The sequence below is a fragment of the Nostoc sp. CCY 9925 genome, assembly GCF_963920935.1.
In the GTDB taxonomy this organism is placed as follows: Bacteria; Cyanobacteriota; Cyanobacteriia; order Cyanobacteriales; family Nostocaceae; genus Nostoc.
This window is the reverse complement of sequence record NZ_CAWUDO010000076.1, coordinates 1-24,555: the sequence shown is the minus strand read 5'-3', so window position 1 is coordinate 24,555 and position 24,555 is coordinate 1. Positions and strand designations below refer to the sequence as shown.

The window sequence follows — 24,555 nt, the reverse complement described above, 5'->3', positions numbered from 1 at the left end:
GGGATGACAATGCAAAGCTAGTAACACCCACAAGCGTTACCCCACATTGGCTCTTGTTAGTACAACTGGTGAAGATGAAATTACTCATACTCCACCATTGAGTTTAAAAACAAAAAACAGTCAAATATCTTGATACGAGTTCAGCACCCACAATAGTGAACTCGTATTGCAATTAGTATTGAAATGCTAATCTAGTAAATAATGTTAAATTGTGGGACAAGTTCTCTACTAAATTAGCAGCCCACAGCTACCTATGCAGCACAAATTTTATCCTTTTTTCTATTTGTAGATACTTCCATTGCTTTCATTTGGGTCTTATAATCCTCCCAAGTTTTTTCAAATACGTCAGACTCATACATCCGCAACAAAACCTCCTCTTTTTCAGTTAAATTTGGGAGTTTTAACAACTCCGCTAAAGATACCTGAACTGGGAAAACATCACTAAACTTTTGCATTAAGTGAAATATTCTCTTCCTCTGTGATGCAGATGGTTCATCCTGCAATTCTGCATCAATTTGTCGCGGACGTAGATTCACAATTTCTAGGCTCATATTCCCTAAATTCCTCAATCCAAACACAACAAACTCATTAGTTATATCAATAACCCGTCCCACAATTTCCAATTCGGGCCGCAGTCTCTTCTTGAATTGATATACTTGGTCAAGCTGGAAACGTCGAAACGGATTGCGCTCGCCATTTCGCATCCAAGCAATACCATCACCTATACTACCTATCTCATCTGCCTCCAGAAGGTCTATTACCTGGTAACAGATATCTTGATTGCAAACAAACTTGTATGCTGCATCAATACTTCGGTTAAACTCCATCTCCAGTGCAACAACTGCCTTAAATTTTTCCATTTCTCGTAATTGAGAAATTAATTCAAAAACTTTCTTGCCCTTGTGATAACTACCAACACTTATATTTAGGTTTTCTGAAACCTCCCGAATCACGGGTTTACCCTTCTTTAATTGAGACTTTCTCTCATTTATCGAATAATTCAAATTTGAACACTTCGATTCATTCAAACGACGAGCGCTTTCCCTTTGTCTTTCTTTCGCCTGGGGACGAAGTACGCTCTCCCAGTACTGCCCCTCGTGAAATTTCTGGTAATGAGTCTTCCCACCTTCCCGGTGGAGATTAAAGTCAAGCACTAGTTTCAAATCTTCTTCAGGCGAACCAGACTCGACAAATTCCACTTTTACAGTGGAAATTCCTAACTGGCGAGCTATCTGCAAGCGACACTTACCTGCCAAGACGATATTTACACCAGTACGTGCAGATACCTTTAAAGATTCAAGAATCCCTTTTTCAGAGATACTTTTTTCTAAAGCCGGACGTTCCTCATTCTCACCATATATTTCTATCAGCTTCGGATGAACAACCAACTCCGCAGGCGAAATATATACGATTGCCGGATTTTGCACCTCAGACATATTTATACTCCGGTTCACAAATTGTCAGTTAAAAGATAATTTCAAGAAGTGAAAATCCCAACAATAAAGCAGAAAAAGCCTATACAGCAACATTTGCAGCGCTTCTATCGCTTGGGAAAATTGATTATTTTAAAAAATAATTAATTCTTGTAAATACCAAAAATTACCTACCAGAAGATTCTCTTTGAAAGATTTTCTCCCGCAGTCACTATTATTCTCAACCCATTGACAACCAATACAACTGAAGAGATATTTAAGACACTGATATTGGCACAAAAAGCATCTATCCGAAGAAAGATTTGTAAAACTGTGTAAACTCATGATATGATGGCTCTAGATAACTAAATTGACAAAACAAAATTCCGTCCTGTTTTAGTAACAGGTGGGTTTGTTTTTTTCTCAAAGCCCTGTTTGCACCAGGGCTTTGAGTGAATCTTTAGGAAAAATGGACTCTACAAAAAAAGTATATCAGGCTTCATTCCATTTGGCAAAATTGTACAGTAAAGAGGGGTAAATTTTTACATGCCTCGTCTTCAAATACTAAATTCTATTGAAAAGCAAGCACTAGAGCACATAGCAGCGACCAGCAGCGATGAAGTTAGCAAAAGAGCGAAAATTCTGCTAGGACTAAACGAAGGCAAAAAATATGTAGCCTTAGCCCAAGAGATTGGCGTAACCGAAAACTCAATAGCAAAGTGGAAAAAAAGATGGACATCAAGTACCATCTTGTCAGAAACCCAGGAGGGGGCGATCGCAAAAGCTAATGAGGTGCTAGGTGTCAACGTAGGTAGACCTAAGAAGTGCAAAAGTACAGAAGCAAGCAAAATCGTCGAAATCAGCGAATGGAGCAAAAACCGGAAACCCAGTCGCTCAAAGCATCATTACCATACGCAGGTAGCTGAGGAAGCCACTCGGAGGGGATTACCGACATTATCGCCAAGAAGTATAGGACGCATCTTAGAAGCCCAAACTTAATAGAAGGAATTATCAAGCAAGTACCATCCTATATCAAGGAAGTAGTTTTGAAATCCCAATTTTTACCGAGGCTTTTTATCAAACTCTAAGCAAGCATTTCCACAAACTCGACTACTTGAGCAGAAGTCACTTGTTGTGCGATCAGAAAGTCAACGAGTCCATCGAGTTTTTTACGGTTATAGACGGTAGAATAGCCTTGAATCTGGCGTTCCTTGCAGAACTGTCGCAGTTTCCGCGCACCTAAACCCAAAAGCTTCTTCCTCTCTTCCGTAACATCTATTAGCACAAGTTGTCTGGCTTCATCCGTAAACCTAGTTTCAACAGATGGCGGCGCAGTTTCAATAATCGAAGATTCTGGTTCAGAAAATTCTTTTTCATCATAAACAGCACCAACCACAGTCAAATACCCCTGAGTTTCCAAAACTAGCGACTCTTCAGAAATCACCCCAGCGCTATTACTAACTTGAAGTGATGCTGATTGAGCAGGGACAAAAATCACGTGCAAGATTGGGAAGATAATCAAAAACAACTCGATTGGAAACAAAACATCGTTAACAGATTGCACAAAAGGTGATGTTGCAAAAGCAGACATAATGTGATTCCTCCATGAATTACTGATGGGCGGCGTTGTAGCGGCTTGCCACCCAGTAGCGGGGGTTTCCCCCCGTACTGAGTGAGAGCTTTTACACGTATCCCATCGACCAGTAGGAGGTAGGAGGGTAAATTGCCTTTAAGCAATTAGACGAACCAAGTTTTTCAAAATTTGCAGTTGTTGAATTTTAGAAATTACCAATCCAAGATACAGAAATTACAAAAATGCGATTTTTCCGACTTGCATCCGCAGCTTTTAGAAACTTCCTTATTCATCCCAGCACTCCAAATTTTTTACTCTTAAGGTAGTTGACGTAACTAACCAAGTTGTAGTTATATTTGAGTTCTTGGGGAACAAAAGTTGAGTAAGGATGCAGCGCTACACCATCACGGCGAAAGCGGTGACAGGGCGCATATATATCAAAAAAGATAGATATCTCATCACCATCAACCTCGATTTGGGCTATACCCTTAAGTTCTTTCGTAAACTCCGAAACTCGCCCTGATGCTACGTAGTCAAAGACCACTACATTTCGAGTGCGGAAATACTGGATGTAGGAAAGAAGTCTCACTTCCGTACCAAGCTCAAGCTGTTTGTCAGAATGTTTCAGCAAGATACCGGAATAAGAAAAAGAAAACCTACGATTAGCGTATTCATCCCACAAAATAAGGTCGCCGTAAAACTTACAAAGATTCGCCTGATTGGACGATATTTCTCTATTTAAGCTTTCGACAACAGCATCATCTTCAAATGGAAACAACGCCTTACGTTCATCCCATTGCTTATCTGGACAGCAACCATCTTCAAACCATCCGTATGGATGAATGCCACAAACAATATTATTGGCACCATACAGTAACTTACACCCAGCACACACTTGCAAATAGCAAGAACTAAATTCTTCGCTATTAACTGCATTAACATAGCGTCGGTGTATATCTAAATGTTCCTCTAAAGCTTCACAAGGTAAAGGCTTATATGAGGAAAAGGTTTGTCCAATTAATTTGTCTGGATCAATTTCATCACAGATTACTGTCAAGTCGTCAATATGGTGAGAACGTAATTCCTCGTAAAGTACCAATTTCCGATACGGTTCTTCCTCAAATCTGCAAACAACCAAGCCCTTTAAATCAGAATGTCCATCGAAATTCATCACCGTGTAAATGTAAATTGAAGGTAGACAATCAGATTTTTCAAAGCTCTCAGGTTTTGTTAATACAAGCGGTTTCGTGTCAGCTATTTTTGCAGCTTCTCTACTCGAATTAGTTTCCTCCAATTCTTCAACAACACTTAAGAAAGCACCGCCCAAGGAAGCAACAATAATTCCGGTAAAGCCCAATACAATAGCACCAGTGCCGATAGAGGCAATTTGTTCAGAGCGTTCTTCCTCAACAATTGGGAATCCGCCCCTAGCTAAGTACAATAAACCCAAACCAGAAAAAGTTGCTATAGCGCCCAAACCAATAGCAGTCAAAGACACCATTCCAAAAGCAGCATTAATGTTTCTCAAGTAATTCAACGCAAACTTCTTCAACATAATTCATCCCTCCAAAATACAGGTCACAAGGTTTTAATTACTCTCGCCCCGGTAAGGATTGGGATTTACTGAGAACTACACTACTAACCTACCCCTTACTCTATTAACAATTCCAAAACTATTTAATAGATTCGTACTGGTTATTTTTCAGTATCGGCAGTAGTTTCATCCTCAATGATGATAGCAAAAGTCGAACTTGCTTTATTGCTTAAACCAACATTCCACCCAGAGCGGATATCACCAAAAAACGATATCTAAAAGCCATATATCTACTGTCCAAAAGTCCAAGTATTAGTTTCGTTCAATTCCAATTTTTCAAAATAGTTAGCAAAACCTGAAAAATGGAAATATTCTAGCGGCATCCGAGATATTAATAGTAAAGAAAAATTTTCTATTTGAGCTAACTGTTGTAATCGAAATAAGTCGTCGCTAAAAGTATTGCTAACAAAGTGTAATCTATCAAAATTATCTATCACCAGCAGTCTATTATAACCATCAGATAATTTGCTTATGATATTTTGCCAATCGTGCTGGTAGTAAAAGCTGAAGCTCATAGGAATAACGTTGAATAGATGTTCCACACTAAAAGGATATTCAAGATTGAGGTAAACAGACTCTAAGTTAATATCCTTTAGTAAACAGTTTTTAACAGTAAGAGTCTTACCAATATTTGGCTTGCCCCATAGGTTAATATTCTTGCCTGCATTTACCCGATCGATTAACTGACGGTAGTCTTTATAACGTAACATTATCGTCATCCTTTAAATTCAATATATCCATCAATTAAATTGACACTAAATATGCAATTTTTTGGCTATGCTTTTCTAAGCTGTGTCGGGAAAATTGGTTAGATACAATAAAATTATCTAACAGAAAGTCAGGTGATTGTGAAAGTCTCAACAGCACACCATCATCACCACTACTGCGATGATAATAATGAACTACAGGTGATTGGATAACTGTCAAGTTATCGTTACGGATTGCTTGTCCTGTAACCAGACCATCCATGATAAATTTGGCGGCAGCAGCTACATTATCGCTATCTCGTCCAAAATTTTTGAGATACCAATGAAATTCAATCCAAACTGCACCATCTAAACAAAATTCACATTCTCGAACAAATTCACCAATTAAGTTTGTCCAGTACTTCTTAAGCCCAGCGCTGGCTTGCCAACCTGACCGTGCCTGGTTAATAATTTCGTTCATACTAGGGGGTAAAGGCATCGTTAGTTCAAATATCATCTTCCTCACTCCCTTTCAAACTATTTAAAAATTCCTCAATAACGTTTCTAAATTTCTTGTATGACCTACCATCTTGACGGGATAAATTGAATACCGCTTTGACAATTTCATCAAGTTGATAGCCTTTTTGATGCAAATTCAAAATTGAGTTTCTTGCTTCCTCGTCAAGCTGTACCTTAAAGTTAAAACTGCCCTCAAAATCAGTTTTATGCTGTTTAGTTTTAGTAACAGCAGCAGCTTTAGATTTACCTATGTCCTTACTATTGCTCTCACCATACAAACTAGCGACAAATTCATCAAAGTCTAACCCAGACTGCCAAGCTGTGTAGGGGTCGTTTTGATTTTTAGCTTCTAGGAGTAACTGCTGAAAGTATTCAGGGTCTTCATCGTCAGCTACATAAAGCGCCTGGAGTCGCAGCACTTCAGTTGTTTTATACAAGAAATCTCCGTATCCCAGTAAGTAAACCGCACGCTTGTCTTTATCGTCCCCAAGGATAATACAACTGTCTTCAGGGCGAGTCGTAACAAAGGCTGTCTTGGCTGGAAAGTTTGAGCGAATCAACGGATCAATCACGTTTTTATCAGGTCGCTGGGTGTACAAAAGTACGTGAATCCCTGCACCACCAGCTTTTGCAAGCAACTTCATCAACGCAGTCTCAATGCGATCGCAGTAGTTATCATCGGAAAGTAGATCAAAACACTCGTCAATCAGACAAATCACTCGCGGCATGACAAAATCAGGTGCAAACCGCAGGTTGTACTGTGCGATCGTTTCAATACTGTTGTGGCGCTCAAATTCTTGGTAACGCAATTCCATTTCTCCTACCAAGTAATCAAGCAAGTTAGCGGTAGACTCTGCATCACGCGCAACTGGGGCAACAAGATGGGGTAGCCCATCAAATTTACCAAAGGTCACGCGTTTGACATCCGAAAGCGCTAATCGAACGACGGAAGGTGGATACTGCCGCACTAAATATAAGATTGCTGCTTTCTCAAATTGTGACTTCCCACCCCGCGTCCGCCCACCACCCAAGATATGGGTTACGTTGTCGCTATAAAGTGGAATTTCAACATAGGTGCCATCTACATCAACACCACCAGGAATAGATACAGAATGAATGTCAGATTCACTGTCAAAAGTAAAATAATCGCGGAAATAAGCAAATTGTCTATCTAATCGGGGTATGTCAAATACAACTCCCCCAGGCACAACACTTACCATTGGTGCAACTTTCAAGTTTAACTCTTCACCAAGCTGCTGCACTAAGTCATTGCCAATATCTTCTACTTTTTTATAACTTACACCTCGTCCTAATTTTACCTTAATGCGGTTGAATGTTGGCCCCGTTTTAGCTTCAACATATTTGGCATTAATACTAAATTCTTCTAAGGTATTAACTAATAGTTTTCCTGCCTGTCCCATAGTTAAATTTTGTGAAGTAGCAATCTCATTTGCACCACTATTTATATCTAAATATTTAGGCTCTTTTAAAAGAATTGAACCATCACCTGTCAGTTTTAAATCTAATGGCTTACCTGTGGCACGCGCAACAAGCACTGCCGTTCGGCAGCAATAGTTTTTAATGAAGTTATCTCTAGATTTATTAGCTAAATCAGTAAAATAACTAGTTTCTTTATTGCTCAAAAATAAATTATAAAGATTCTCCTGAACTACTTCATAGCCAATCTGCTTGAGATAAATATTTTTGATTGATTCAATATATTCAAATAAAGATTCAATGGGTGAGATACTTAGTATCTCAATCATTTTTTGATATATGTTATTTTGCTCCCACTGCGATGGAAACCGATTAGCGTGAATATACTCAAGTGCATAACGTACAAATTCATATTGGTTTAAAGTACAGTGTTCTGCACATATTGATAATATTTCATCATCGTTTGTACCTGCAATTACTGATTCGTATATTACCTGAAATAAAAATTCTAAATTAAATTCTATAACCTGACGTGATAATTTTGATCTAAAGTCAATCTGCTTTAAAACAGTTTCAGCATAAGAAACCATTACATCAGGTAAAGCTTCCCGTATATTAGCTATAATCTCTTCATTGCCCAAACCATCTTGTTTTGCCTGCACAATTGCGGTCAAAAGCAGTTGTTTTTGAACTTCAATATTACCATTAATGTTATTGGATGGTAATAACATCACTGATTTTTACCTCCTAGAAATTTCAAACTTTTGTAATTGCTGCTGATAGTAAATTCTTAGTTTATCGATTGATTTAGCATTTTGGTTGTAATTATTACAAGGAAATGAAGCCCAAACTCTACCTACTTTACATACAGCAGTATCAAACTTTCCTGCATCAACATCACTTAAGGCATTATTACGACGAATATATTCAATTGCCATCTTGTCCTGAGAAGCTGGACTAAAGTCCTTTAAGTTTAACTTTGGCTGAAGGTCATACCAACTTTTATCCAACATTTGATAAGCACCAGCCGCAGTTGAACAAACATTTTTACCATTAATAGGAGCGCACTGTTTCTTTAACGGGTGTGTAGAAAAATCATTAAAAGTTCCGTTAAATACTAACTTGCGATAACTTTCTGTCTCACTAGTTCCTGTTTCTGCCCAACGAATTGTTGCTAAAAAAGCACTCAACCGTGGAGAATCAGGATGTGGTGAGTAATAACTTGTACTAACTCTTCCTCTTAAACTATTTGACGACGCTGAAGAAACACCAGTACTTTGAGAAATTGAAAAATAAATGCCCAAAGTAATTAAGGAAGCAGTTGATAGATGAATGGGTTGAAAACGGGATATAAATTGACGGCGAGGACTCAAAATCAACCCAGTCAAACCACCAACAATAAACCCAAATTTCCAACTATCAAGTGCCTTACCAAAGCTACGCTCCTGACAAACAGTATCTGCACTCTTTGATACCAATCTACATGGCAGTGAAGCTACTCCGTAAGAAAATGCAACAGAGCAGGCTGCACCAACTACACCTGATATAAAAATCGGTACAATTTGCATCTCTCTTGCCAATAGCTAAATAACCTTCAACGGTTAGCTAAATACTTATGTAAATAAGAACGGGGGTTCTGTGTTACACCATTAACGTGAACTTCAAAATGCAAATGCGGCCCCGTCGAAAAGCCCGTACTACCGACTGCTGCAATCATCTGCCCACGCACAACTTGTTGTCCCTGCTGTACATACAGCTGACTAGCATGACCGTACAGAGTAGATAAACTTCCCTGATGCTGAATAATAACTGCTTTACCATAACCACCCTTGTCACCCGCAAAAACTACTCGGCCAGCATCAATCGCATAAATTGGTGTACCCTTGGCTGCACCAAAATCAATCCCCCTGTGGAACTTGCGATCGCCTGTAATTGGGTGTATCCGCCAACCAAACTCACTAGTTACAGGAGTACCAGCCGCAGTAGGAAAGGCAATTCGACCGTTATTTAAAACCTGATTACTACGAATAGTTTTTGGTAATATTAGACCTTGGAGAGATTTAACTAACAGTTGAGATTCAATCCATCCAGAAACCTGGGGAATGACCATAGCTGCAATTACAACTGAGGTTGCGATCGCATATCTCCAATTTGCACTCGGACTAGTATCGGCTGTCTCATCCAAACTAGTTACAGTTGAATTCCTAACCTCCTTGCCACCGTCAGTTTCAAAGATTATTCGCATTGCCTCAACGCCTTTTCGCATTAGCAGGAGAAACCTGCCAACAACCAATCTTTGCAGTACTCAATACTTCCTCAAAATCATTCCTAGCTACACGGCAATCAGGAGAATTTAGGCCATCCCCGGATGTTGCATGTTCCCTTACTTGAGGAGAATAGCGTTTAGGAACAGGAGTAGAAGACATATTCACGCCAGGTGCGGCAGTGGGGACAACAGCCGACGATGAAAACTGAAGCTTTTGTACCAATGCCACAGCATTACACCAGTTATAAAACTGCAAATATCCTGGTTGTAAAATATCTGCAATCCATAACAGCAGTACGAACCAAAAAATTGCCTTTACCCACATTATTCCAACTGCTTAACCACAGGCAGGGCAAAAGAAGGAACTTCCTTGGGTACAACTTCAATCTTCTTCCCAGACGCATACCCCGGCCCGGTATAACTGCCATTTAGGAAAAAATTCAACAGCATTATTAACAACCACACTCCCACACCAGCTACACCCACAGGAGATTTAATTACATCAGATAAAAAATATACTGGATACCAACCAAACCTCCAGGGGTTTTGCGGATGGAGCCGATGTGCTTTCCAAATCTCAATGTAGGGAATCTCTATCTGAGGAACCCTCGGCTTATAGGCAGTAGGTGCATTGATATACCTAACTTCTACTGGCTGAGTCTCATAAGTAGTCATGGGAGAAATGTTAGGTTGCTGATTTACTATTCCTCCTTGTTGCTGTACCTGCTGCAACATGTTTTGCAAGCGGTTTGCAGGCACAATTGCTCCACCTTCAGAATAATCAACATCAAAATTGCGGCGCTGATTTCTGCTCATAATATGACCTCAAATTAAGTAACTAGCTGGCGGGTTTATCATTCACCTGGGAGTTAGTATCTTCCCAGAAATCTTCATCCTGAAGTTGGGCGTAAAACTCTTCTGGAGATAACATTCCAGGTTGATTTTGCACTCCATCTTCAATAAACTGACTACTATGTACTCGCCCTAATCCAGAAACACTAGAACGAGGGGAAAATTGGACTACATTCTTGGCAGAGAATTCGCTATTGAATCTCATCCCAGAAGAAGGTGACACCGGGGGCACTAAAGAAGGCTGAATATCAATATCAGAAGCACCAACATGAAGTTGTCGATTGCCAGGATTAGCCAAGTTATCAGACAGTTCATCTCTTTCTTCAATTGCATTGTTATAGTCAGAAATTCCCCAGCCCAAAAAACAAGCAAATCCAGCCAGAAATATAACTGCACTCATCCAATGCACTCCTGAATTGGGAGATGGCATCATCTCAATTGTTGTGCGAGTTGAACCTTCAAGAGTAGTACGAATAGGGGTACGTTTGACTGCCGCTACAACGTTGAGCGAACACAAAGCTATGCAAATTATCGCAGCAGCAAACTTGACATACATGACATCACCCCCTCGATTTATTAACAGGCTGTTTATTAGGAACTGGCTGAGGTAATTGCTTCTTCATTTGTTGGAGATACATCCGCCTTTGCTCCTCCCGTTGGTGTATTCTCTCGCGGATGTCTGCTACCTGTGCCATCTGCTCTACTGGATCTAAATACCCCCGCGCTCGTAACAGCTGCGCCTGTGCAAGAGAATATGGTTCTTGAGCATTCTTAATCTGAATTAGCATTTGATTCAGATCAACCGATGGTTGAGATTCCAAGTTTTGAGCGTAATCTATCGCCTCTAATTTACCCAAAATCAAAACAGCAGCCGCCCCAGTTGGTATCTTCTCCTCAACTTTCGTACCATCGGTTTTGCGGTACCCCCAATAAAAAGTATTATTTCCAGAAGCCGCTTCTAGTAAAACATCCAGCGAGTTGAATTTAACTATCTCCAGTGCCGGCATATAGTGAAGGCGGTAAAACCCAGATTTCTCATTAGCCTGCATTCTGGATATTTCACTCCGCAATTGCTGTCCCCACAATGCCGCCGCCAACTGTCGCCAGCCTGTAAGAGTAGGCGCACCCTCGACTGAGGAGTAACTGGAAAGATGGTCTATATTGTAGTCAGTACGAGAAAGCTTTTCTAAGTACACTTCCCGAATTTGGGAAACTTGCGCCTTTACCTGTTGTACCTCCGATATCTGATTACCTGGAATTTGTTGCTTCCATCCAACCATTAATGCAACCGCCCCTATAACAGACAGCGCACTAACAGTCGAACAAACCGTCCACAGGGTAACATTTACCTTTTGTCTTCTTCGACTTGGTTGTTTATTTCGCACAGGTATAGGAGTAAACATAATTTACCCCTCACGTATTATCAACAACCAACTGCAACTGAGGGCGCTTGTTTAACTCGCGTGCGATCGCAATTCCCGCACCACCCACAACTATCCCAGTAAGTAGCAACAGAGGATGCAAGGCAAGGGTTGCCCCCACTCCCAATAATTGTCCCACCATCCCAGAAACACCCAGGTTCATCAATAAACCACCAGATGTGTTAACCAAAAAGTCAAATGCTGCGCTCATAACTGCTCCCTGGCAATAATGCGACTAAAATCAGTAATTCCCTTGATGAGAGAAAAGTTGATTAGGTTTTTTGTTCGTCCCTGCTAAACCAAATTATTACTAGTGCCAGAATCAAGCCAACTAATTCACCTATGCCTACACCAATCAAAATTGGCTGAATACTCGGAATTTCCTGTCTCTCTTGAGTTGGGGGAACTGCTACCCACGTCCCAATCACAGTACCAGCTACTACCGAAAGTAAATTTATACCAACTGCCTGGGTAGATGTCTTTCTCAAGTTGAGTAAACTCTCATCCCGTATTTGATAGCAGATGGGTAGCATTTGAGCTACTATTTCTTCGGAGATTGCCCGGTTTTCGGCTGCGAGGACTTCAACTGTCTCGGCTGCGGTGTCGATGTACCGACTAACAGTGGATGAGTCTCTTCCCCCCAGTTCACTTTGCCGAAAAAATCGTTATCAATGCGCGAGTTAATTCGCTCTTGCGCTTCATCGTAACCAGGTGGAACGGAAGTATTACCTTCACCAAGTAAACTGCTGCCATGAAAAACAAATTCTTCTAAAGCAAGTGTGGAAGATTCAAGCACCACCTTATGGCGTAATTCCCCTAACTGAATACCCCTATCTGCATCTCGGTAAAGTATTCCTACAAAGCTGTCGGGCAAAGCTTGCTCTGGGTCTACGCCAAATCGCTGTTTGATGTACTCGCGCTTGTCGAACTTATGTTCGCCTACTTCTGATTTGCGATCGCGCATTGCAATCAAGTGCTGGGCAGCTTCTTCAAGGGACATACCTTCACGGGAGGCTGTCTCTTTAAGTTGAACTAATTGCTGTTCAATTGTTTCATCAAGCGTATCATTTGGCTGCAAAGCTAAATCTAACAACCGACAGCAGGTACGTACTACATCAGGCGACACCTGCAAAGTCTCTGCCACTTTGTTGATATGCTTCATTTCGCTCAATTCTCCTAATAACTGCTTGCACAATCGGGTTATTTTTTTCTTCATCAGATATATGCTTAGTCAAAAAGTCATAAAGGCTTACGTCATTGACTTTTTGTAAATAAGCATCTAAGCCACCAGCAGGAATCACCTGCTGTAAATATTCCTCACAAGTCAACCGCCGAATCTTGATAGCGACGTAGAAAATGTCGGCAATCTCGACTGTTGTTGCATCAAAATATCCTCCCCGCTTTCGGGGTTTGACTATACCGGCATAGGGATACCACCGTTGTAAAGCGGCAATGGAAATCCCGTATCTTTCGGCAAGTGTTTTCTGGGTGTAGATAACGTTTTCACATATCATCAAACTCTATTCCAACTGAAACACTTCATCAATTGAAAGCGAATTAAACTAGCACCTTGCAAAACTGTTTGTAGATTAAAAAATAATTTACAAATCATGTCAGTTTAGTACAGGTATAGCTCAACTCAAATACAACTCAATTTCAGTTCATGTCCTAATAAACTGCACAATAGCCAAGTTACATACTGCCTATTGATAATGCAAGCACGTTTGTATATATGAGTAAAAAAAATAGAAAAATTACTTTTTTACTAAAAAAGTACCCTAACAGAAATATATAACGCTATATGTACCTTGGATGTTTGCAGTTAGCTGTAGCGAATTCACAGTCTTTGCTCAAGCTATTCGTAATCGTTCAATGTCCTTCATAGGAGGCGCACCAAACATCCGAGAATATTCGCGACTAAACTGTGAAGGACTTTCATACCCCACCTGATAGGCAGTATGGGTCGCATCGGCATTCTCGGCAAGCATCAGGTGACGCGCTTTCAATAGTCTTAATTGCTTTTGATATTGCAGCGGACTCATGGAGGTGACTTCTTTGAAATGGCGATGGAACGAGGAAGGAGACATATTGGCTTGAAGAGCTAGATCCTCAACCCGCAGTGGCTTTGTAAAATCAGCCTTGATAAGTTTTATCACCTCAGCTATGCGCTGCATATTGCTGCCCGATGTGGCAATTTGGCGAACTGCTTCACCTTGTTCACCAATTAGCAAACGGTAGTAGATTTCGCGGACGATCATTGGTGCTAGGAATGGAATATCCTGCGGTGTGTCCAAAAGCCGTGTCAGCCTGATAGCACAATCAATCAACGATGGATCGGCATCGCTGATGAACCAGCCTCTAACCGAGTTTTCTTTCTTACCCATGCCTGGGTTAGTTTGAGCAATAATGTCACAGAGTTGAACGGGGTCTAAATCTAGCTTAAATCCTAGATACGGCTTCGCAGGTGTCGCCTCGATCGCACATCCACAGAGCGGCAAATCTACCGAAACCACTAGATATTGAGCCACACCATACCCATAGGTTTCCTCATTCAGCAACACTTCTTTTTTGCCTTGAACGACAATGCCAAGAATTGGTTCAGCGACTCCCTGCATTTTGGCTGAAGTATCAGATTCCCGCATGAATTCTAACTGACTAATTGCTGTTGGATGAACACCGTTTCCCCTACTGTCAGTGTGCCGAGCGACTAATGCTGCTAGTTCGTCACACTTGCTAATTGCCGCTTCATAGTTCAGTGTTTCAATCACCACGCGCTCATTCCTGACTGATACCATCCTCATACGCTCATTATAGAAAATATTTCTTTCTTGCCAACGGCTGACTTGAGAGGATTAGGCAATCATCTGCAAGGTTTGTGTATTTAGGGAAAAGCTTTTCAAGCTTATGATGAACCCATGCTGAAAGACAAGGCTGAAAGGATGAGGCAATGAAGAGGAACAAGGCAAAAATTGCTTTAGTCACGGGATCGAGCCAAGGACTAGGGAAAAATACCGCTTTGGCACTGGCGAAAAAAGGGGTTCATGTAATTGTGACGGATCGCAGCAGTGAGGCAAAAGTGAACAGTGTTGTTTCTGCGATCGCCTACTGTGGCCATTCACCCATAGCGGAAACCGATGAGTAAATACCCAAATAATTGAAGTCTCTAGAGGCATATTTTTCTAAGTCAAATCAACCTCAACAGCAAGGACAGTCATCATGTTAAATGTAGAAAACAAAGTTATTGTGATCACTGGAGCCAGTAGTGGCATCGGTGAAGCCACCGCGAAGTTACTTGCTCAAAACGGTGCAAATGTGGTTCTGGGGGCACGGCGTACAGAAAAGCTAGAAGCGATTGTCAAAGAGATCCACGACCAGGGAAACATTGCAGAATTCAAAGCAGTGGATGTCACCGATCGCGAGGATGTGAAAGCATTCATTCATTTTGCTAAAGAAAAATTTGGTCGCGTCGATGTGATCTTCAACAATGCAGGTGTGATGCCCTTGTCTTCAATGAATGCCCTGAAAGTCGAGGAGTGGGACACCATGATTGATGTAAATATTCGTGGCGTATTGAACGGCATTGCGGCTGGTTTACCGATCATGGAAGCACAAGGCGGCGGACAGTTTATCAATACTGCGTCGATCGCTGCTCACATGGTAGGGCCAACCAGTGCAGTCTATTCCGCGACAAAATATGCTGTTTGGGCCATATCTGATGGACTGCGCCAGGAGTCGAAGAACATTCGCGTGACCATTATATCCCCCGGTGTCGTTGAGACCGAACTCGGCTCTGAGATCACGGACGATGCAGTAAAAGGCTTCTTGAAAGAACTCCGCAAAACTGCCCTCACCCCTCAGGCGATCGCCCAATCTGTCTTATTTGCTGTGTCCCAACCGGATGATGTCGATGTTAACGAAATCATTGTCCGCCCGACAGCCAGCGCCTTCTAGGTATTGAAGACATCACTTCTGTGTCCCTTCTTTGCGTCATGAGCTTGATTGACACAGACAAGACACTTTTACCATTCTGAGTACTTAGTACTCCTCTTATTACTCAGCACGGGCTAAACCTTAGCTATCCGCTAACAGCACTTTTAACTCAGCACTCTTCATCGACTTTGTTGTTTCAGCCAGAAAAGAAACCTATGAGCCTTACCACCTTCCGCACTCTCGGACACTCCGGCTTGATCGTCAGCCCGCTCACCCTCGGCACCATGACCTTCGGCACTCCGCGATGGGGTGCGCCCGATGAGGTTTCTGAGTCCATCTTCCATGCCTATGTCGATGCTGGCGGCAACTTCATCGACACCGCCGATGTGTATGCCAAGGGTCGCAGCGAGGAACTGATTGGTAGCTATATCGCCGATCGCAGCCTACGCGACCAACTAGTGCTTGCAACCAAGTTCAGCTTTCACGGCGGCGAACCGGGCAACGCGAATGCGGGCGGCAACGGACGCAAAAACATGCATCGGGCGCTTGAGGGTTCGCTGCGCCGCCTCCGTACCGACTACGTTGACCTCTACTGGATGCACACCTGGGATATGGTGACGCCCGTTGAAGAAATACTACAGTCGTTCGGCGACCTGGTGCGCGTCGGCAAGATCCGCTACTTCGGCTTCTCAAATGTGCCAGCCTGGTACACTGCCAAGGCAGCCGCGATCGCCACAGCGCATAACATTCCTGGGCCCATCGCCATGCAACTGGCGTATTCGCTCGTTGAACGTAGCATTGAGCGCGAACATCTGCCCGCCGCCCGTGAATGCGGTCTCGGCATCTGTGCCTGGAGTCCGCTTGCTGCCGGTTTCCTCACTGGCAAGTACCAGCGCGAGGAGGCGGGGGCGAGCGGTCAAGGACGGCTGATTGGCCCCAATCCTTTCGGGAACCAGATGTTCACCGATCGTAACTGGCGTGTCCTTGATACCCTACGAACGGTAGCAGCACAAGTCGATCGCCCCTTGGCGCAGGTCGCCCTTGCCTGGGTTTTGGTGCAGTCTGGCATTACCTCGCCGATTCTGGGTGCCAGCAAGCTCGATCAACTGCATGACAATGTGGCATCATTGGACATCCGCCTCACCCCGGAACAGATCCGGACGCTGGACGAGAGCAGTGCCCTTGATCCCGCCTTTCCCTATAGCATCTTCACCAGCGAGGTGAATCGTAGCATTTTCGGCGGCGCGATCGTCCAAGGCTGGAGGTAGCTGCTTCAGTTGTGTTGCAAAGTACTTTAGTAACTTAAGGTAGTCGATTTCAAGAGTGTATTCTCCATGTCTTGCCACAACACCACAGATAAAATTACTCACTTGGGTTATGTTCAATTGTTTGGCGTGATTCACTAATCTATGGAATGATCTTGTTGATTGCTACTTGGGACTAAATTCAATTGATTTTAATAATCCGTGAGCCTGCTAGTCGTGAAGAAATAGATGAAATGGTGAAAACTTGGGATGTATTCATTAAAATAGCAGTAGATATCGAACGCAAAATTCTTGCAGGTGGTGGCGTTCGCCATTATGAATGCGAACAAGAGTTACTCAAAGACGGTAGCAGACAACGAGATATTTGGGGTGTGGATTGGTCTCCTTTGACTCAAGAAATCGTGTTTGAGTCAATCATCAACATTCGCCCAAGCCAGAATAACCGTAGTATGATAATACAGTCTAACCAAATTCGAGAACAAGTTAGCCAAATTACCAAGCAATTGCTAGGAGGATTGTAATGCCTAACTGGAGTGCAATTGAAGCGAGTTTTTTACGTCAACCCCACGCGCAACAATTAGGAGAATTGGCAGCTAGTTTGGCACGCCTTAACTCTTGGTCACAAAAGAGTGCAATTCGTGAATTAGTTCCAATATTGTTGTCAGAAAGTTTGTTGTACGTGTCTTTAATACAACAAAAAAGTGAAATAAATAATGTTGAATTAAATCAACTCCAAAACTTATTACAAAACTGGATTAATGTTTGGGACAAATCAATGGAAATTACAGATATTGCATCTGTTGCGTCTACTTGGTCACAGCGAGTATTGGAGATGTCGGGTTTGCTAGCTTCTTAAATCGTTGAGTGCATAGTCTCAAGTAATGCACTTGACCACTGCGATCAGCTACGCTGGGCGGTTACGCCATCGCTACTCGGTAAATACTGCTGTATCAAGAGTCGGCAGTCGCCTTATCATCAGTAGTAGAGTATTTAGAGATATAGCAATAAAATAATTATTTTTATTTGGTAATTAATTAGATTTTGCTACGGGATTATGAGAATACTACACAGCAATTTGCTCCCAACTAGAATTCTCCTCAAGAATATTTTTTTCATCAAGAGAAAGTATTTTAGGTTGCATTTGTTGTAGGTCACGCAGTACCATTTCGGTATCCTCAGCATTAAATTTATAGTACTCAGTTAAACTCCCTATGGGATGATTAAAGCTTTGATAACGATGTTTGAAATATAATTCAATATTTCCCCTGTGTTCCCAAGTTCCTAATACTCTAATAGCAACACTGGAATAATGAGCAAGTAAATCAATTTTTACTTCTGCTACTCGCTTGACAACTGGTCTTTGGGTTACTCCTATTTTGTACAAAGTGCCAATATTCGTTTGTATTTCTAAAAAATATAGGCTAGAGGATAGAATACGTTGAAGTTGAGCGCGGTAGAGTTTTAAATCAGTAAGTCGATATGCTAAATCTGGGGCGTTTTTGTACTCGGCGTGTTTAAAAGCTAGCTCAAATTTCAGCAGTTTTTTAAGTAATAGTGGCTCCTGTACATCATTGAACCGCGCAAACTCTAGCGCTCCAACGGGAATTTTACCCAAATCACTAAATTCATACTCTGTTGGGGTTAAATACAGGTTTTTTCTTAACACTCCTGCTTTGAGTAAACCAGAAGTAATTAAGTAGGAACTAATAGGGTAATTTTTGGCTCCGTACTCCTGCCAAAGCAGCTTTAATTGTGCCAAATCTTTACCAGATAATTGAACGTTGAAATTGTCATAGAGTGGCAGAGTAGGGAATTCTCGGTTAGCTATGGGGCGGCAGGTTTCTTCATTATGAGCAAAATGATGCTCTTTCACCTTGCCTTTTTTAGCAGTTAGACTACTATTACAGTAAGGACACTGAAGTGAAGTCTTCCCCCTATTGATATCTTCAATACATATCAAGATACCTTCTTCATTTACACCATATTTTAGCCACATTATCATACCATTATTGAATAGTTAAAGTTGCTCTTACTACGTGTGCTTTAACTTTTCTAAGATGTCTCTATCTTCTGGAGTAATATAATGTTGATTTTAAGAATTAATGCACCAATTAAAAACCCCTCCCAAGTTGGAGAGGTAAAGTAGCTTTTCAAAGGCTGTACTGAAACTATGCTTTATTCAAAGTTGCCAAGACCCATCATGTGATAAGCAATAACAGCAGTATCAAAGGGTTCCAGGTAAATGATATTTATGGGATTACTGGGTAAAGTAATTGATGTTTCACTCTTGTTAGAAGTAGCTGTTTGATTATTAGCGATTCTAGGTAGTAAAATACAACCAACAAGATTTGCCAAATTGAGCGGTTTAGTGAGTTTCATAGGTGATTCTGTGTTGGTTATTGAATATATATATTTAACTGAAATAATCTAACAACTTATGCATCACAGTTAATCATTTGTAGGTGCGATCGCCTGACTACAAAACTAAAGAGATGGGGGCGACACCGAATAGCCCGCCGCAGGCATCGCTTCTAGACGCATTCTTATTATATGTCGAGGAGCTAAGAGGTTAAAAACTTGGGAAGCATTTTTAACGTTTGGTGGGCTACCACGCCCAGGCAATTCAGTTTAGGCTTTAACGCCTGTAAGCTAGACACTTTTTTAGTCTTGTATCAAAAGGATGGTTAGTCTTTCTCTTACAAGCCCTGTCTCTTAAGAGCAGGGTTTGTGACTCTCTGGTCAACCATTGTTCTGGTTGAGTTGCTGCTCAAGCTGCTCATCCCAGAAGGCGGCTTCTATTTTGTGTCCATCTGGATCGCGCACAAAGCAGCCGTAATACGGCTCACTATAGTCGGGTCTGCCACCGGGGGCACCATCGTCTTTGCCTCCTGCCGCTAATGCTGCCTCATAGAAGGCGTGGACTGCTTCTTTTGTAGGAGCAATAAAACCAATGTGAGTTCCATTGCCAACCGTTGCAGGTTGCCCGTCGAAGGGAGTTCCCACCCAAAATTCGGGATACTGTTTGCCATAGGCGATCGCCCCCGGATGCTCCATAAATCGCTTACAGCCCAATGTTGGCAACACAGCATCATAGAAGGCGATCGCTCGTTCAAAATCATTAGTACCAATCGAAACGTGCGAGAGAATGCTGGGATTGTTATCCATGTCGGAATCCTCTATCAGTTGATGTGGATGTGCTAGAGAGCCGATCGGTAATTTGCTGCACCCTAACACAACTTGATGAAACGATTGGATTATAACAGTACTAAAGTACTAAGCCGACTTGTCTTCTTTTGCCTTTTGTTAAGTTACAAGTTCACCCTGTTAGAAGATTTTTCATTTCTTTTCAACAAGAAAGGCAGAGGGCAGAAGGCAGGAGGCAGAAGGAATACTATTTTCGCCCTCTGCCCGTGACCAGACCGAACTTGGGTCTGAGTCCCCCACCATAATCTCTGATTTGGTGGCCAAGAATTGAGCGGGGTTAAAGCCCCGTTCAAATTCTTCCCTTCTGCCCTCTGCCTCCTGCCTTCTTTACCGGCATCATGGATGCCTGGCGCTTTAAACTGTTGTAAACCCTTAGCCGGACTGAATGTTAGATTGAACTTCGCGCAACCGACGTTCCAGAAAACGACGCTCACTGTCATTTGTCACTAATTCTAGTGCCCGTGTATAGCTCTGGGTCGCTTCCTCTAATGCTCCAACACGCCGGAATAAATCTGCACGGGTGGCATGAAAGAGATGATAGCTGTCCAGTTCTGGAGCAAGGCTATCAATCAGTCCAAATGCGGCTTGAGGACTGTCTGCCATTGCGATCGCCACTGCTCGGTTCAAGGTCACAATGGGTGAGGGCTGCAAGCGTTCCAACACCTCATAGAGCCGCACGATCTGCGCCCAGTCTGTTTCTTCGGCGCGGGTTGCCTGACAATGGAGGGCTGCGATCGCCGCTTGCAGGGCATACACTCCGGTTCCACCCCGCAACGCTTCCTCTACCAGAGGTAACGCCTCAGCAATCTGTAGATGATTCCAACGACTGCGATCCTGATCTTCTAGCAAAATCAAATCGCCTGCCTCATCTAGACGCGCATTGCGCCGCGAATCGTGCAATAACATCAGCGCCACCAGTGCTGTGACTTCAGATGGGGGTTGGGGTGCCAGCAATTGCCGCACCAGTTGCCCCAAGCGAATCGCTTTGATGCAGAGGTCAGCCCGCACGATCGCATCTCCTTTGGTTGCGGCATAGCCTTCGTTGAAGATGAGATAGATGACTGTCAGGACTGCCTCTATCCGGGGAGCGAGATCAGTCGTCTCAGGTACTTTGTAAGGAATGCCTGCGTCTTGAATTTTGCGTTTAGCACGAACTAACCGCTGTGCCATTGTTGCAGTCGGTATAAGAAAGGCGCGGGCAATTTCGTCGGTTTCCAGTCCACCCAACATTCGGAGGGTCAACGCTACTTGAGTTTCCGTTGCCAGTGCCGGGTGACAGCAGGTAAAGATTAATCGCAGGCGATCGTCTCCAATTTCATCACTGTCATAGGTTGGTTCTTCAGTGGATGGAATTAAGCCAGATGCCGCATACCACTCCAGTTTTTCGGTCAGTTTCGTGCGTCGTCGGAGGCGATCGATCGCCTTGTACCGGGCAGTTCAGATAATCCAGGCACGGGGACGATCGGGAATACCGTCGCTTTCCCACTGATTCACTGCCGCTGTAAATGCTGCCTGTGCAGCTTCTTCAGCTACATCAAAATCTCCGACCAGCCGAATCAGAATAGCAACAATGCGCCCCCATTCAGTTCGATAAAGGGCAGCAATTGCTTGAGCCACATCTGTTTTTGGGATTGAAGCCATACCTTTCACAAAAAGACATAAAGAATTTTGGGCAAGGTGTCGATTTGAGCAATTGCCGTTCGACTGACTAATAAAGGGAGATAAAGTTCAATTGTACTAGACAAAATTTTTGCACTCAGGTGTCGATTTGGACAATTCCCGTTCGACTTAATCACAAAGGAGGCAACCGAATGAAATATTTGCTGCTGATTTATATGGACGAAAACGCCATGAGCGACACCGAGCGGGAGCATTGCTATGGGGAATCTGCCCAACTCGCCCAGGACTTGCTCCCCTCAAGGACAATTTCTGGCGACGGCTCCACTCCATCCTGTTGCAACCGCAACCAGTGTCCAAGTCCGTGATGGCAAATCACTCGTGACCGATGGACCATTTGCCGAAACCCGCGAACAATTGGGTGGATTCTTCCTCGTTAATGCTCAGGATTTGGATGAAGCCATTGCGATCGCCACCCGCATCCCAGGTGCAAAAGTCGGCACCGTCGAAATCCGTCCTGTCATCGAAGTTGCGGGACTACCAGCACAGCCCTGACCGAAGAGGCGGAGGGGCAGGGAGCAGGGGGAGCAATCCCTGTCCCGTTCGCGCAGCGTCTCGCAGAGAAGCCGTGAAGCGGAGCGGAACATGGGTATCAAGCCCCGCCCTTCCAGGGCGTTCTTGATTGGTGGGAGTGCAAGCTCCTTCCAATCCTCCCCCCTGCTCCCTGCTCCCTGCCCCCCTGCCTCTTTTGACCGTCCTTAACTGCTTGAACTTAAGGAGAACCCTCATGCAAAACAATTCCAAAATCACTCCCTGTTTATGGTTTGATGATCAAGCCGAAGCCGCCGCTCAGTTTTATACGTCGATTTTTCGCAATTCCAAAATTGTCCACGTCAGTCGATATGGAGACGCTGGACAGGAAATTCAGGGACTTCCAGCCGGAGCCGTCATGACTGTCAGCTTTGAACTTGATGGTCAGCCGTTCACAGCACTCAACGGTGGTCCGACCTTCAAATTTAACGAGGCGATTTCCTTCCAAATCTTTTGCGATACCCAGGCGGACGTGGACGATTACTGGCAAAAATTGTCTGCCGGTGGGGATGAAACCGCACAGCAATGCGGCTGGCTCAAAGACAAATACGGCGTCTCCTGGCAAATTATTCCTCGCATTCTGATTGAGTTACTCAACCGCCCCGACGCGGCAACCTCTCAAAAAGTGACCACTGCCATGCTGCAAATGAAGAAGATCGAGATTGATGAACTCAAGCGTGTCGCTGCTGATTAGCGGTTCCTTCGGAGTTGCGCTTTGCGCTAATCAGCACAACCAACCCCTCGCAATCTAACTCAAAACCATTCAACAGGAGATTTCACAATGAAAGTCATGGTCTTTGTCAAAGCAACCCAAGACTCCGAAACTGGGGTCATGCCGAGCGAACAGCTTTTAACTGAAATGGGGCAGTACAACGAAGAATTAGCCAGGGCAGGTATCTTGCTCGCCGCTGAGGGGTTTCATCCTAGCTCAAAAGGGGTGCGAGTTCACTTTTCAGGAACCGATCGCACCGTCACCCAGGGACCTTTCACTCCAGCGCAGGAGCTAGTGGCAGGGTACTGGCTGTGGCAGGTGAACTCAATGGAAGAGGCAGTTGCTTGGGTAAAGCGCTGCCCTAACCCTATGCCAGGAGACTCCGAGATTGAGATTCGTCCTGTATTCGAGGCAGAGGATTTTGGTGAAGTCCTGACACCTGCCTTAAGGGAGCAGGAAGACCGCATTCGCGCTCAGGTTGAAACGCAGCAGCAAGAGTAACGTCAACAAGAAGGGTGTAGGGGGTAGGGTGTGGGGTGTAGGGAAGACTGCATTGGTCGGGGCTTGAACCCCCATCAATGCTATCGTCTTGACTCATACGGGGCTTGTAACTCTATGGTTGTTGGGGCTAAATATTCACGAACCTGCAACCCCACACCCCACACCCGCCCCAACGGGGCTTGGTCATCAGCAACCGCGCAAATGATGTTTATATGCGAACGATCCACTCATCAAAACGCAGAATCGATTACAAAAGGAGAAATCAATGCAACTCAATTCTTACCTGATGTTCAACGGCAACTGTGAGGCAGCGTTCAAGTTCTATGAACAATGTCTGGGTGGCAAGATAACTATGATGATGACACACAAAGAAGCACCTTCTGCCGAAAATGTCTCACCGGAATGGCAGGACAAAATCATGCACGCTTGCCTTGAACTAGATGATCGCCTCCTGATGGGATCTGACTGCCCACCAGGATACTTTGAAACCCCGCAAGGTTTCTACGTACAAATTAGCGTTCCTGAAATCGCTGAGGCAGAACGGCTTTTTCACGCTCTAGCAGAAAACGGCAAGGTGAAGATGGCGATCGCGCAAACGTTCTGGTCATCGCGCTTTGGTATGTTGACCGATCAGTTCGGGACACCGTGGATGATCAACTGCGAACAAACCATCTGAACCTATACCAACATCTGTCATTCGTCCTTTGTAAATAACCTGAGTTCGGTATAAGAAATCCTCAAAAGCCTTGAATTATCGTTGTTCGGTCTAAAGCTCTGTTTTTATCTATTGTCAATAAAACATATTACTGAGATTAGTTTCATTTGTGAACCTTATTGACAAAATGATTCCACTTTTATCCTTGCTTTGATCAATTCCAGTTTTATTCAATCCTGACAGAATAAGCTTTTTAGCTTCTGGCTTAGGGACTTCCAGAAAATAAAATATACAGATAGTAAAAATGATAATCATTGTTA

33 protein-coding genes are annotated in these 24,555 nt (G+C 43.3%); 10 read left to right on the top strand and 23 right to left on the bottom strand.

From position 1 onward, the window contains the following. Positions 1-251 precede the first annotated feature (251 nt). Positions 252-1,436 (bottom strand): hypothetical protein, encoded by a 1,185-nt coding sequence (locus ACM0OY_RS28850; protein ID WP_414572209.1) that lies wholly within the window; start codon positions 1,434-1,436, stop codon positions 252-254. Between the two features lie 522 nt (positions 1,437-1,958). On the opposite strand from ACM0OY_RS28850, the gene ACM0OY_RS28845 reads away from it, so the two are divergent. Then, the gene (locus ACM0OY_RS28845; protein ID WP_190895174.1) at positions 1,959-2,411 is read left to right on the top strand and encodes a helix-turn-helix domain-containing protein; all 453 of its coding nucleotides are present in this window, start codon (positions 1,959-1,961) and stop codon (positions 2,409-2,411) included. Positions 2,412-2,496: 85 nt separating this feature from the next. Here ACM0OY_RS28845 and ACM0OY_RS28840 read toward each other — a convergent pair whose 3' ends face one another. The 16 genes from ACM0OY_RS28840 to ACM0OY_RS28765 form a co-directional block, all read right to left on the bottom strand. Further along, the gene (locus ACM0OY_RS28840) at positions 2,497-3,003 is read right to left on the bottom strand and encodes a hypothetical protein (protein ID WP_414572208.1); all 507 of its coding nucleotides are present in this window, start codon (positions 3,001-3,003) and stop codon (positions 2,497-2,499) included. A gap of 271 nt (positions 3,004-3,274) precedes the next feature. After that, entirely contained in the window at positions 3,275-4,540 is a 1,266-nt protein-coding gene (locus tag ACM0OY_RS28835) for a hypothetical protein (RefSeq protein WP_414572207.1), read from the bottom strand. 269 nt (positions 4,541-4,809) lie between these two features. Beyond that, entirely contained in the window at positions 4,810-5,289 is a 480-nt protein-coding gene (locus ACM0OY_RS28830; RefSeq protein WP_414572206.1) for an ATP-binding protein, read from the bottom strand. 34 nt (positions 5,290-5,323) lie between these two features. Then, positions 5,324-5,782, bottom strand: coding sequence for a hypothetical protein (locus ACM0OY_RS28825; RefSeq protein ID WP_414572205.1), 459 nt, complete (start codon positions 5,780-5,782; stop codon positions 5,324-5,326). Next, positions 5,772-7,952 (bottom strand): DNA translocase FtsK, encoded by a 2,181-nt coding sequence (locus ACM0OY_RS28820; RefSeq protein ID WP_414572226.1) that lies wholly within the window; start codon positions 7,950-7,952, stop codon positions 5,772-5,774. Before ACM0OY_RS28820 ends, ACM0OY_RS28825 begins: the two co-directional genes overlap by 11 nt. Positions 7,953-7,961: 9 nt before the next feature. Next, positions 7,962-8,789, bottom strand: a complete 828-nt coding sequence (locus ACM0OY_RS28815; RefSeq protein WP_414572204.1) for a lysozyme — start codon at positions 8,787-8,789, stop codon at positions 7,962-7,964. A 26-nt stretch (positions 8,790-8,815) separates the two neighbouring features. Beyond that, the gene (locus tag ACM0OY_RS28810; RefSeq protein ID WP_414572203.1) at positions 8,816-9,466 is read right to left on the bottom strand and encodes a M23 family metallopeptidase; all 651 of its coding nucleotides are present in this window, start codon (positions 9,464-9,466) and stop codon (positions 8,816-8,818) included. A 4-nt stretch (positions 9,467-9,470) separates the two neighbouring features. Then, positions 9,471-9,812 carry a hypothetical protein gene (locus ACM0OY_RS28805; protein ID WP_414572202.1) on the bottom strand — a complete coding sequence of 114 codons (342 nt, stop codon included), beginning with the start codon at positions 9,810-9,812 and terminating at the stop codon, positions 9,471-9,473. After that, positions 9,812-10,303, bottom strand: coding sequence for a hypothetical protein (locus ACM0OY_RS28800; RefSeq protein ID WP_414572201.1), 492 nt, complete (start codon positions 10,301-10,303; stop codon positions 9,812-9,814). Before ACM0OY_RS28800 ends, ACM0OY_RS28805 begins: the two co-directional genes overlap by 1 nt. 22 nt (positions 10,304-10,325) lie before the next feature. Beyond that, complete coding sequence (locus tag ACM0OY_RS28795) at positions 10,326-10,895, bottom strand: hypothetical protein (RefSeq protein WP_414572200.1); 570 nt, start codon at positions 10,893-10,895, stop codon at positions 10,326-10,328. A 4-nt stretch (positions 10,896-10,899) separates the two neighbouring features. Continuing rightward, positions 10,900-11,742 (bottom strand): phage terminase large subunit family protein, encoded by an 843-nt coding sequence (locus ACM0OY_RS28790; protein ID WP_414572199.1) that lies wholly within the window; start codon positions 11,740-11,742, stop codon positions 10,900-10,902. Positions 11,743-11,752: 10 nt separating this feature from the next. Beyond that, positions 11,753-11,971, bottom strand: a complete 219-nt coding sequence (locus tag ACM0OY_RS28785; protein ID WP_414572198.1) for a hypothetical protein — start codon at positions 11,969-11,971, stop codon at positions 11,753-11,755. A gap of 61 nt (positions 11,972-12,032) precedes the next feature. Beyond that, a complete protein-coding gene (locus ACM0OY_RS28780; protein ID WP_414572197.1) occupies positions 12,033-12,293 on the bottom strand; it encodes a hypothetical protein in 261 nt (86 codons plus the stop codon). 8 nt (positions 12,294-12,301) lie between these two features. Beyond that, positions 12,302-12,853 (bottom strand): hypothetical protein, encoded by a 552-nt coding sequence (locus ACM0OY_RS28775; protein ID WP_335062291.1) that lies wholly within the window; start codon positions 12,851-12,853, stop codon positions 12,302-12,304. Positions 12,854-12,875: 22 nt separating this feature from the next. After that, complete coding sequence (locus tag ACM0OY_RS28770) at positions 12,876-13,274, bottom strand: hypothetical protein (RefSeq protein WP_104899257.1); 399 nt, start codon at positions 13,272-13,274, stop codon at positions 12,876-12,878. A 336-nt stretch (positions 13,275-13,610) separates the two neighbouring features. Continuing rightward, complete coding sequence (locus tag ACM0OY_RS28765; protein WP_414572196.1) at positions 13,611-14,528, bottom strand: AraC family transcriptional regulator; 918 nt, start codon at positions 14,526-14,528, stop codon at positions 13,611-13,613. 179 nt (positions 14,529-14,707) lie between these two features. Here ACM0OY_RS28765 and ACM0OY_RS28760 point away from each other — a divergent pair, with 179 nt between their 5' ends. The 5 genes from ACM0OY_RS28760 (at position 14,708) to ACM0OY_RS28740 (ending at position 17,811) form a co-directional block, all read left to right on the top strand. Further along, complete coding sequence (locus ACM0OY_RS28760) at positions 14,708-14,902, top strand: SDR family NAD(P)-dependent oxidoreductase (RefSeq protein ID WP_414572195.1); 195 nt, start codon at positions 14,708-14,710, stop codon at positions 14,900-14,902. A 74-nt stretch (positions 14,903-14,976) separates the two neighbouring features. Further along, a complete protein-coding gene (locus ACM0OY_RS28755) occupies positions 14,977-15,711 on the top strand; it encodes an SDR family oxidoreductase (RefSeq protein WP_414572194.1) in 735 nt (244 codons plus the stop codon). A 194-nt stretch (positions 15,712-15,905) separates the two neighbouring features. Next, positions 15,906-16,958, top strand: a complete 1,053-nt coding sequence (locus ACM0OY_RS28750; RefSeq protein WP_414572193.1) for an aldo/keto reductase — start codon at positions 15,906-15,908, stop codon at positions 16,956-16,958. Between the two features lie 182 nt (positions 16,959-17,140). After that, positions 17,141-17,476: a DUF5674 family protein gene (locus ACM0OY_RS28745; protein WP_289794363.1), complete on the top strand. Its 336-nt coding sequence runs from the start codon at positions 17,141-17,143 to the stop codon at positions 17,474-17,476. After that, positions 17,476-17,811, top strand: a complete 336-nt coding sequence (locus ACM0OY_RS28740; RefSeq protein ID WP_414572192.1) for a hypothetical protein — start codon at positions 17,476-17,478, stop codon at positions 17,809-17,811. The genes ACM0OY_RS28745 and ACM0OY_RS28740 overlap by 1 nt, the downstream gene beginning before the upstream one ends. A gap of 207 nt (positions 17,812-18,018) precedes the next feature. Here ACM0OY_RS28740 and ACM0OY_RS28735 read toward each other — a convergent pair whose 3' ends face one another. The 5 genes from ACM0OY_RS28735 to ACM0OY_RS28715 form a co-directional block, all read right to left on the bottom strand. Continuing rightward, on the bottom strand, positions 18,019-18,951 hold the full coding sequence (locus ACM0OY_RS28735) for a GIY-YIG nuclease family protein (protein WP_414572191.1): 933 nt from the start codon (positions 18,949-18,951) through the stop codon (positions 18,019-18,021). 179 nt (positions 18,952-19,130) lie between these two features. Beyond that, positions 19,131-19,334 carry a hypothetical protein gene (locus ACM0OY_RS28730; RefSeq protein ID WP_414572190.1) on the bottom strand — a complete coding sequence of 68 codons (204 nt, stop codon included), beginning with the start codon at positions 19,332-19,334 and terminating at the stop codon, positions 19,131-19,133. A gap of 360 nt (positions 19,335-19,694) precedes the next feature. Next, positions 19,695-20,120 carry a VOC family protein gene (locus tag ACM0OY_RS28725; RefSeq protein ID WP_229500702.1) on the bottom strand — a complete coding sequence of 142 codons (426 nt, stop codon included), beginning with the start codon at positions 20,118-20,120 and terminating at the stop codon, positions 19,695-19,697. A gap of 411 nt (positions 20,121-20,531) precedes the next feature. After that, complete coding sequence (locus tag ACM0OY_RS28720) at positions 20,532-21,401, bottom strand: RNA polymerase sigma factor (protein ID WP_414572189.1); 870 nt, start codon at positions 21,399-21,401, stop codon at positions 20,532-20,534. Positions 21,402-21,596: 195 nt separating this feature from the next. Continuing rightward, positions 21,597-21,800 (bottom strand): hypothetical protein, encoded by a 204-nt coding sequence (locus tag ACM0OY_RS28715; protein ID WP_414572188.1) that lies wholly within the window; start codon positions 21,798-21,800, stop codon positions 21,597-21,599. Positions 21,801-22,037: 237 nt separating this feature from the next. Here ACM0OY_RS28715 and ACM0OY_RS28710 point away from each other — a divergent pair, with 237 nt between their 5' ends. The 4 genes from ACM0OY_RS28710 to ACM0OY_RS28695 all read left to right on the top strand — a co-directional run bounded on the left by ACM0OY_RS28710 (position 22,038) and on the right by ACM0OY_RS28695 (position 24,256). Next, on the top strand, positions 22,038-22,331 hold the full coding sequence (locus ACM0OY_RS28710) for a YciI family protein (RefSeq protein WP_322648155.1): 294 nt from the start codon (positions 22,038-22,040) through the stop codon (positions 22,329-22,331). Positions 22,332-22,563: 232 nt separating this feature from the next. Continuing rightward, positions 22,564-23,061, top strand: coding sequence for a VOC family protein (locus ACM0OY_RS28705; protein ID WP_414572187.1), 498 nt, complete (start codon positions 22,564-22,566; stop codon positions 23,059-23,061). An 87-nt stretch (positions 23,062-23,148) separates the two neighbouring features. Next, positions 23,149-23,580, top strand: coding sequence for a YciI family protein (locus ACM0OY_RS28700; RefSeq protein WP_334891203.1), 432 nt, complete (start codon positions 23,149-23,151; stop codon positions 23,578-23,580). Positions 23,581-23,845: 265 nt separating this feature from the next. Further along, entirely contained in the window at positions 23,846-24,256 is a 411-nt protein-coding gene (locus ACM0OY_RS28695; RefSeq protein ID WP_094332174.1) for a VOC family protein, read from the top strand. A gap of 114 nt (positions 24,257-24,370) precedes the next feature. On the opposite strand, the gene ACM0OY_RS28690 is transcribed toward ACM0OY_RS28695, so the two are convergent. Further along, on the bottom strand, positions 24,371-24,555 hold a 185-nt coding region (locus ACM0OY_RS28690), incomplete at its 5' end, for a hypothetical protein (protein WP_414572186.1).

What these genes read in the sequence shown, in the direction of transcription:
- ACM0OY_RS28850 (WP_414572209.1), bottom strand. Translation starts at nt 1,436, where the DNA reads ATGTCTGAGGTGCAAAATCCGGCAATCGTATATATTTCGCCTGCGGAG.
- ACM0OY_RS28845 (WP_190895174.1), top strand. Translation starts at nt 1,959, where the DNA reads ATGCCTCGTCTTCAAATACTAAATTCTATTGAAAAGCAAGCACTAGAG.
- ACM0OY_RS28840 (WP_414572208.1), bottom strand. Translation starts at nt 3,003, where the DNA reads ATGTCTGCTTTTGCAACATCACCTTTTGTGCAATCTGTTAACGATGTT.
- ACM0OY_RS28835 (WP_414572207.1), bottom strand. Translation starts at nt 4,540, where the DNA reads ATGTTGAAGAAGTTTGCGTTGAATTACTTGAGAAACATTAATGCTGCT.
- ACM0OY_RS28830 (WP_414572206.1), bottom strand. Translation starts at nt 5,289, where the DNA reads ATGTTACGTTATAAAGACTACCGTCAGTTAATCGATCGGGTAAATGCA.
- ACM0OY_RS28825 (WP_414572205.1), bottom strand. Translation starts at nt 5,782, where the DNA reads ATGATATTTGAACTAACGATGCCTTTACCCCCTAGTATGAACGAAATT.
- ACM0OY_RS28820 (WP_414572226.1), bottom strand. Translation starts at nt 7,952, where the DNA reads ATGTTATTACCATCCAATAACATTAATGGTAATATTGAAGTTCAAAAA.
- ACM0OY_RS28815 (WP_414572204.1), bottom strand. Translation starts at nt 8,789, where the DNA reads ATGCAAATTGTACCGATTTTTATATCAGGTGTAGTTGGTGCAGCCTGC.
- ACM0OY_RS28810 (WP_414572203.1), bottom strand. Translation starts at nt 9,466, where the DNA reads ATGCGAATAATCTTTGAAACTGACGGTGGCAAGGAGGTTAGGAATTCA.
- ACM0OY_RS28805 (WP_414572202.1), bottom strand. Translation starts at nt 9,812, where the DNA reads ATGTGGGTAAAGGCAATTTTTTGGTTCGTACTGCTGTTATGGATTGCA.
- ACM0OY_RS28800 (WP_414572201.1), bottom strand. Translation starts at nt 10,303, where the DNA reads ATGAGCAGAAATCAGCGCCGCAATTTTGATGTTGATTATTCTGAAGGT.
- ACM0OY_RS28795 (WP_414572200.1), bottom strand. Translation starts at nt 10,895, where the DNA reads ATGTATGTCAAGTTTGCTGCTGCGATAATTTGCATAGCTTTGTGTTCG.
- ACM0OY_RS28790 (WP_414572199.1), bottom strand. Translation starts at nt 11,742, where the DNA reads ATGTTTACTCCTATACCTGTGCGAAATAAACAACCAAGTCGAAGAAGA.
- ACM0OY_RS28785 (WP_414572198.1), bottom strand. Translation starts at nt 11,971, where the DNA reads ATGAGCGCAGCATTTGACTTTTTGGTTAACACATCTGGTGGTTTATTG.
- ACM0OY_RS28780 (WP_414572197.1), bottom strand. Translation starts at nt 12,293, where the DNA reads ATGCTACCCATCTGCTATCAAATACGGGATGAGAGTTTACTCAACTTG.
- ACM0OY_RS28770 (WP_104899257.1), bottom strand. Translation starts at nt 13,274, where the DNA reads ATGATATGTGAAAACGTTATCTACACCCAGAAAACACTTGCCGAAAGA.
- ACM0OY_RS28760 (WP_414572195.1), top strand. Translation starts at nt 14,708, where the DNA reads ATGAAGAGGAACAAGGCAAAAATTGCTTTAGTCACGGGATCGAGCCAA.
- ACM0OY_RS28755 (WP_414572194.1), top strand. Translation starts at nt 14,977, where the DNA reads ATGTTAAATGTAGAAAACAAAGTTATTGTGATCACTGGAGCCAGTAGT.
- ACM0OY_RS28750 (WP_414572193.1), top strand. Translation starts at nt 15,906, where the DNA reads ATGAGCCTTACCACCTTCCGCACTCTCGGACACTCCGGCTTGATCGTC.
- ACM0OY_RS28740 (WP_414572192.1), top strand. Translation starts at nt 17,476, where the DNA reads ATGCCTAACTGGAGTGCAATTGAAGCGAGTTTTTTACGTCAACCCCAC.
- ACM0OY_RS28735 (WP_414572191.1), bottom strand. Translation starts at nt 18,951, where the DNA reads ATGTGGCTAAAATATGGTGTAAATGAAGAAGGTATCTTGATATGTATT.
- ACM0OY_RS28730 (WP_414572190.1), bottom strand. Translation starts at nt 19,334, where the DNA reads ATGAAACTCACTAAACCGCTCAATTTGGCAAATCTTGTTGGTTGTATT.
- ACM0OY_RS28725 (WP_229500702.1), bottom strand. Translation starts at nt 20,120, where the DNA reads ATGGATAACAATCCCAGCATTCTCTCGCACGTTTCGATTGGTACTAAT.
- ACM0OY_RS28715 (WP_414572188.1), bottom strand. Translation starts at nt 21,800, where the DNA reads ATGGCTTCAATCCCAAAAACAGATGTGGCTCAAGCAATTGCTGCCCTT.
- ACM0OY_RS28710 (WP_322648155.1), top strand. Translation starts at nt 22,038, where the DNA reads ATGGGGAATCTGCCCAACTCGCCCAGGACTTGCTCCCCTCAAGGACAA.
- ACM0OY_RS28705 (WP_414572187.1), top strand. Translation starts at nt 22,564, where the DNA reads ATGCAAAACAATTCCAAAATCACTCCCTGTTTATGGTTTGATGATCAA.
- ACM0OY_RS28700 (WP_334891203.1), top strand. Translation starts at nt 23,149, where the DNA reads ATGAAAGTCATGGTCTTTGTCAAAGCAACCCAAGACTCCGAAACTGGG.
- ACM0OY_RS28695 (WP_094332174.1), top strand. Translation starts at nt 23,846, where the DNA reads ATGCAACTCAATTCTTACCTGATGTTCAACGGCAACTGTGAGGCAGCG.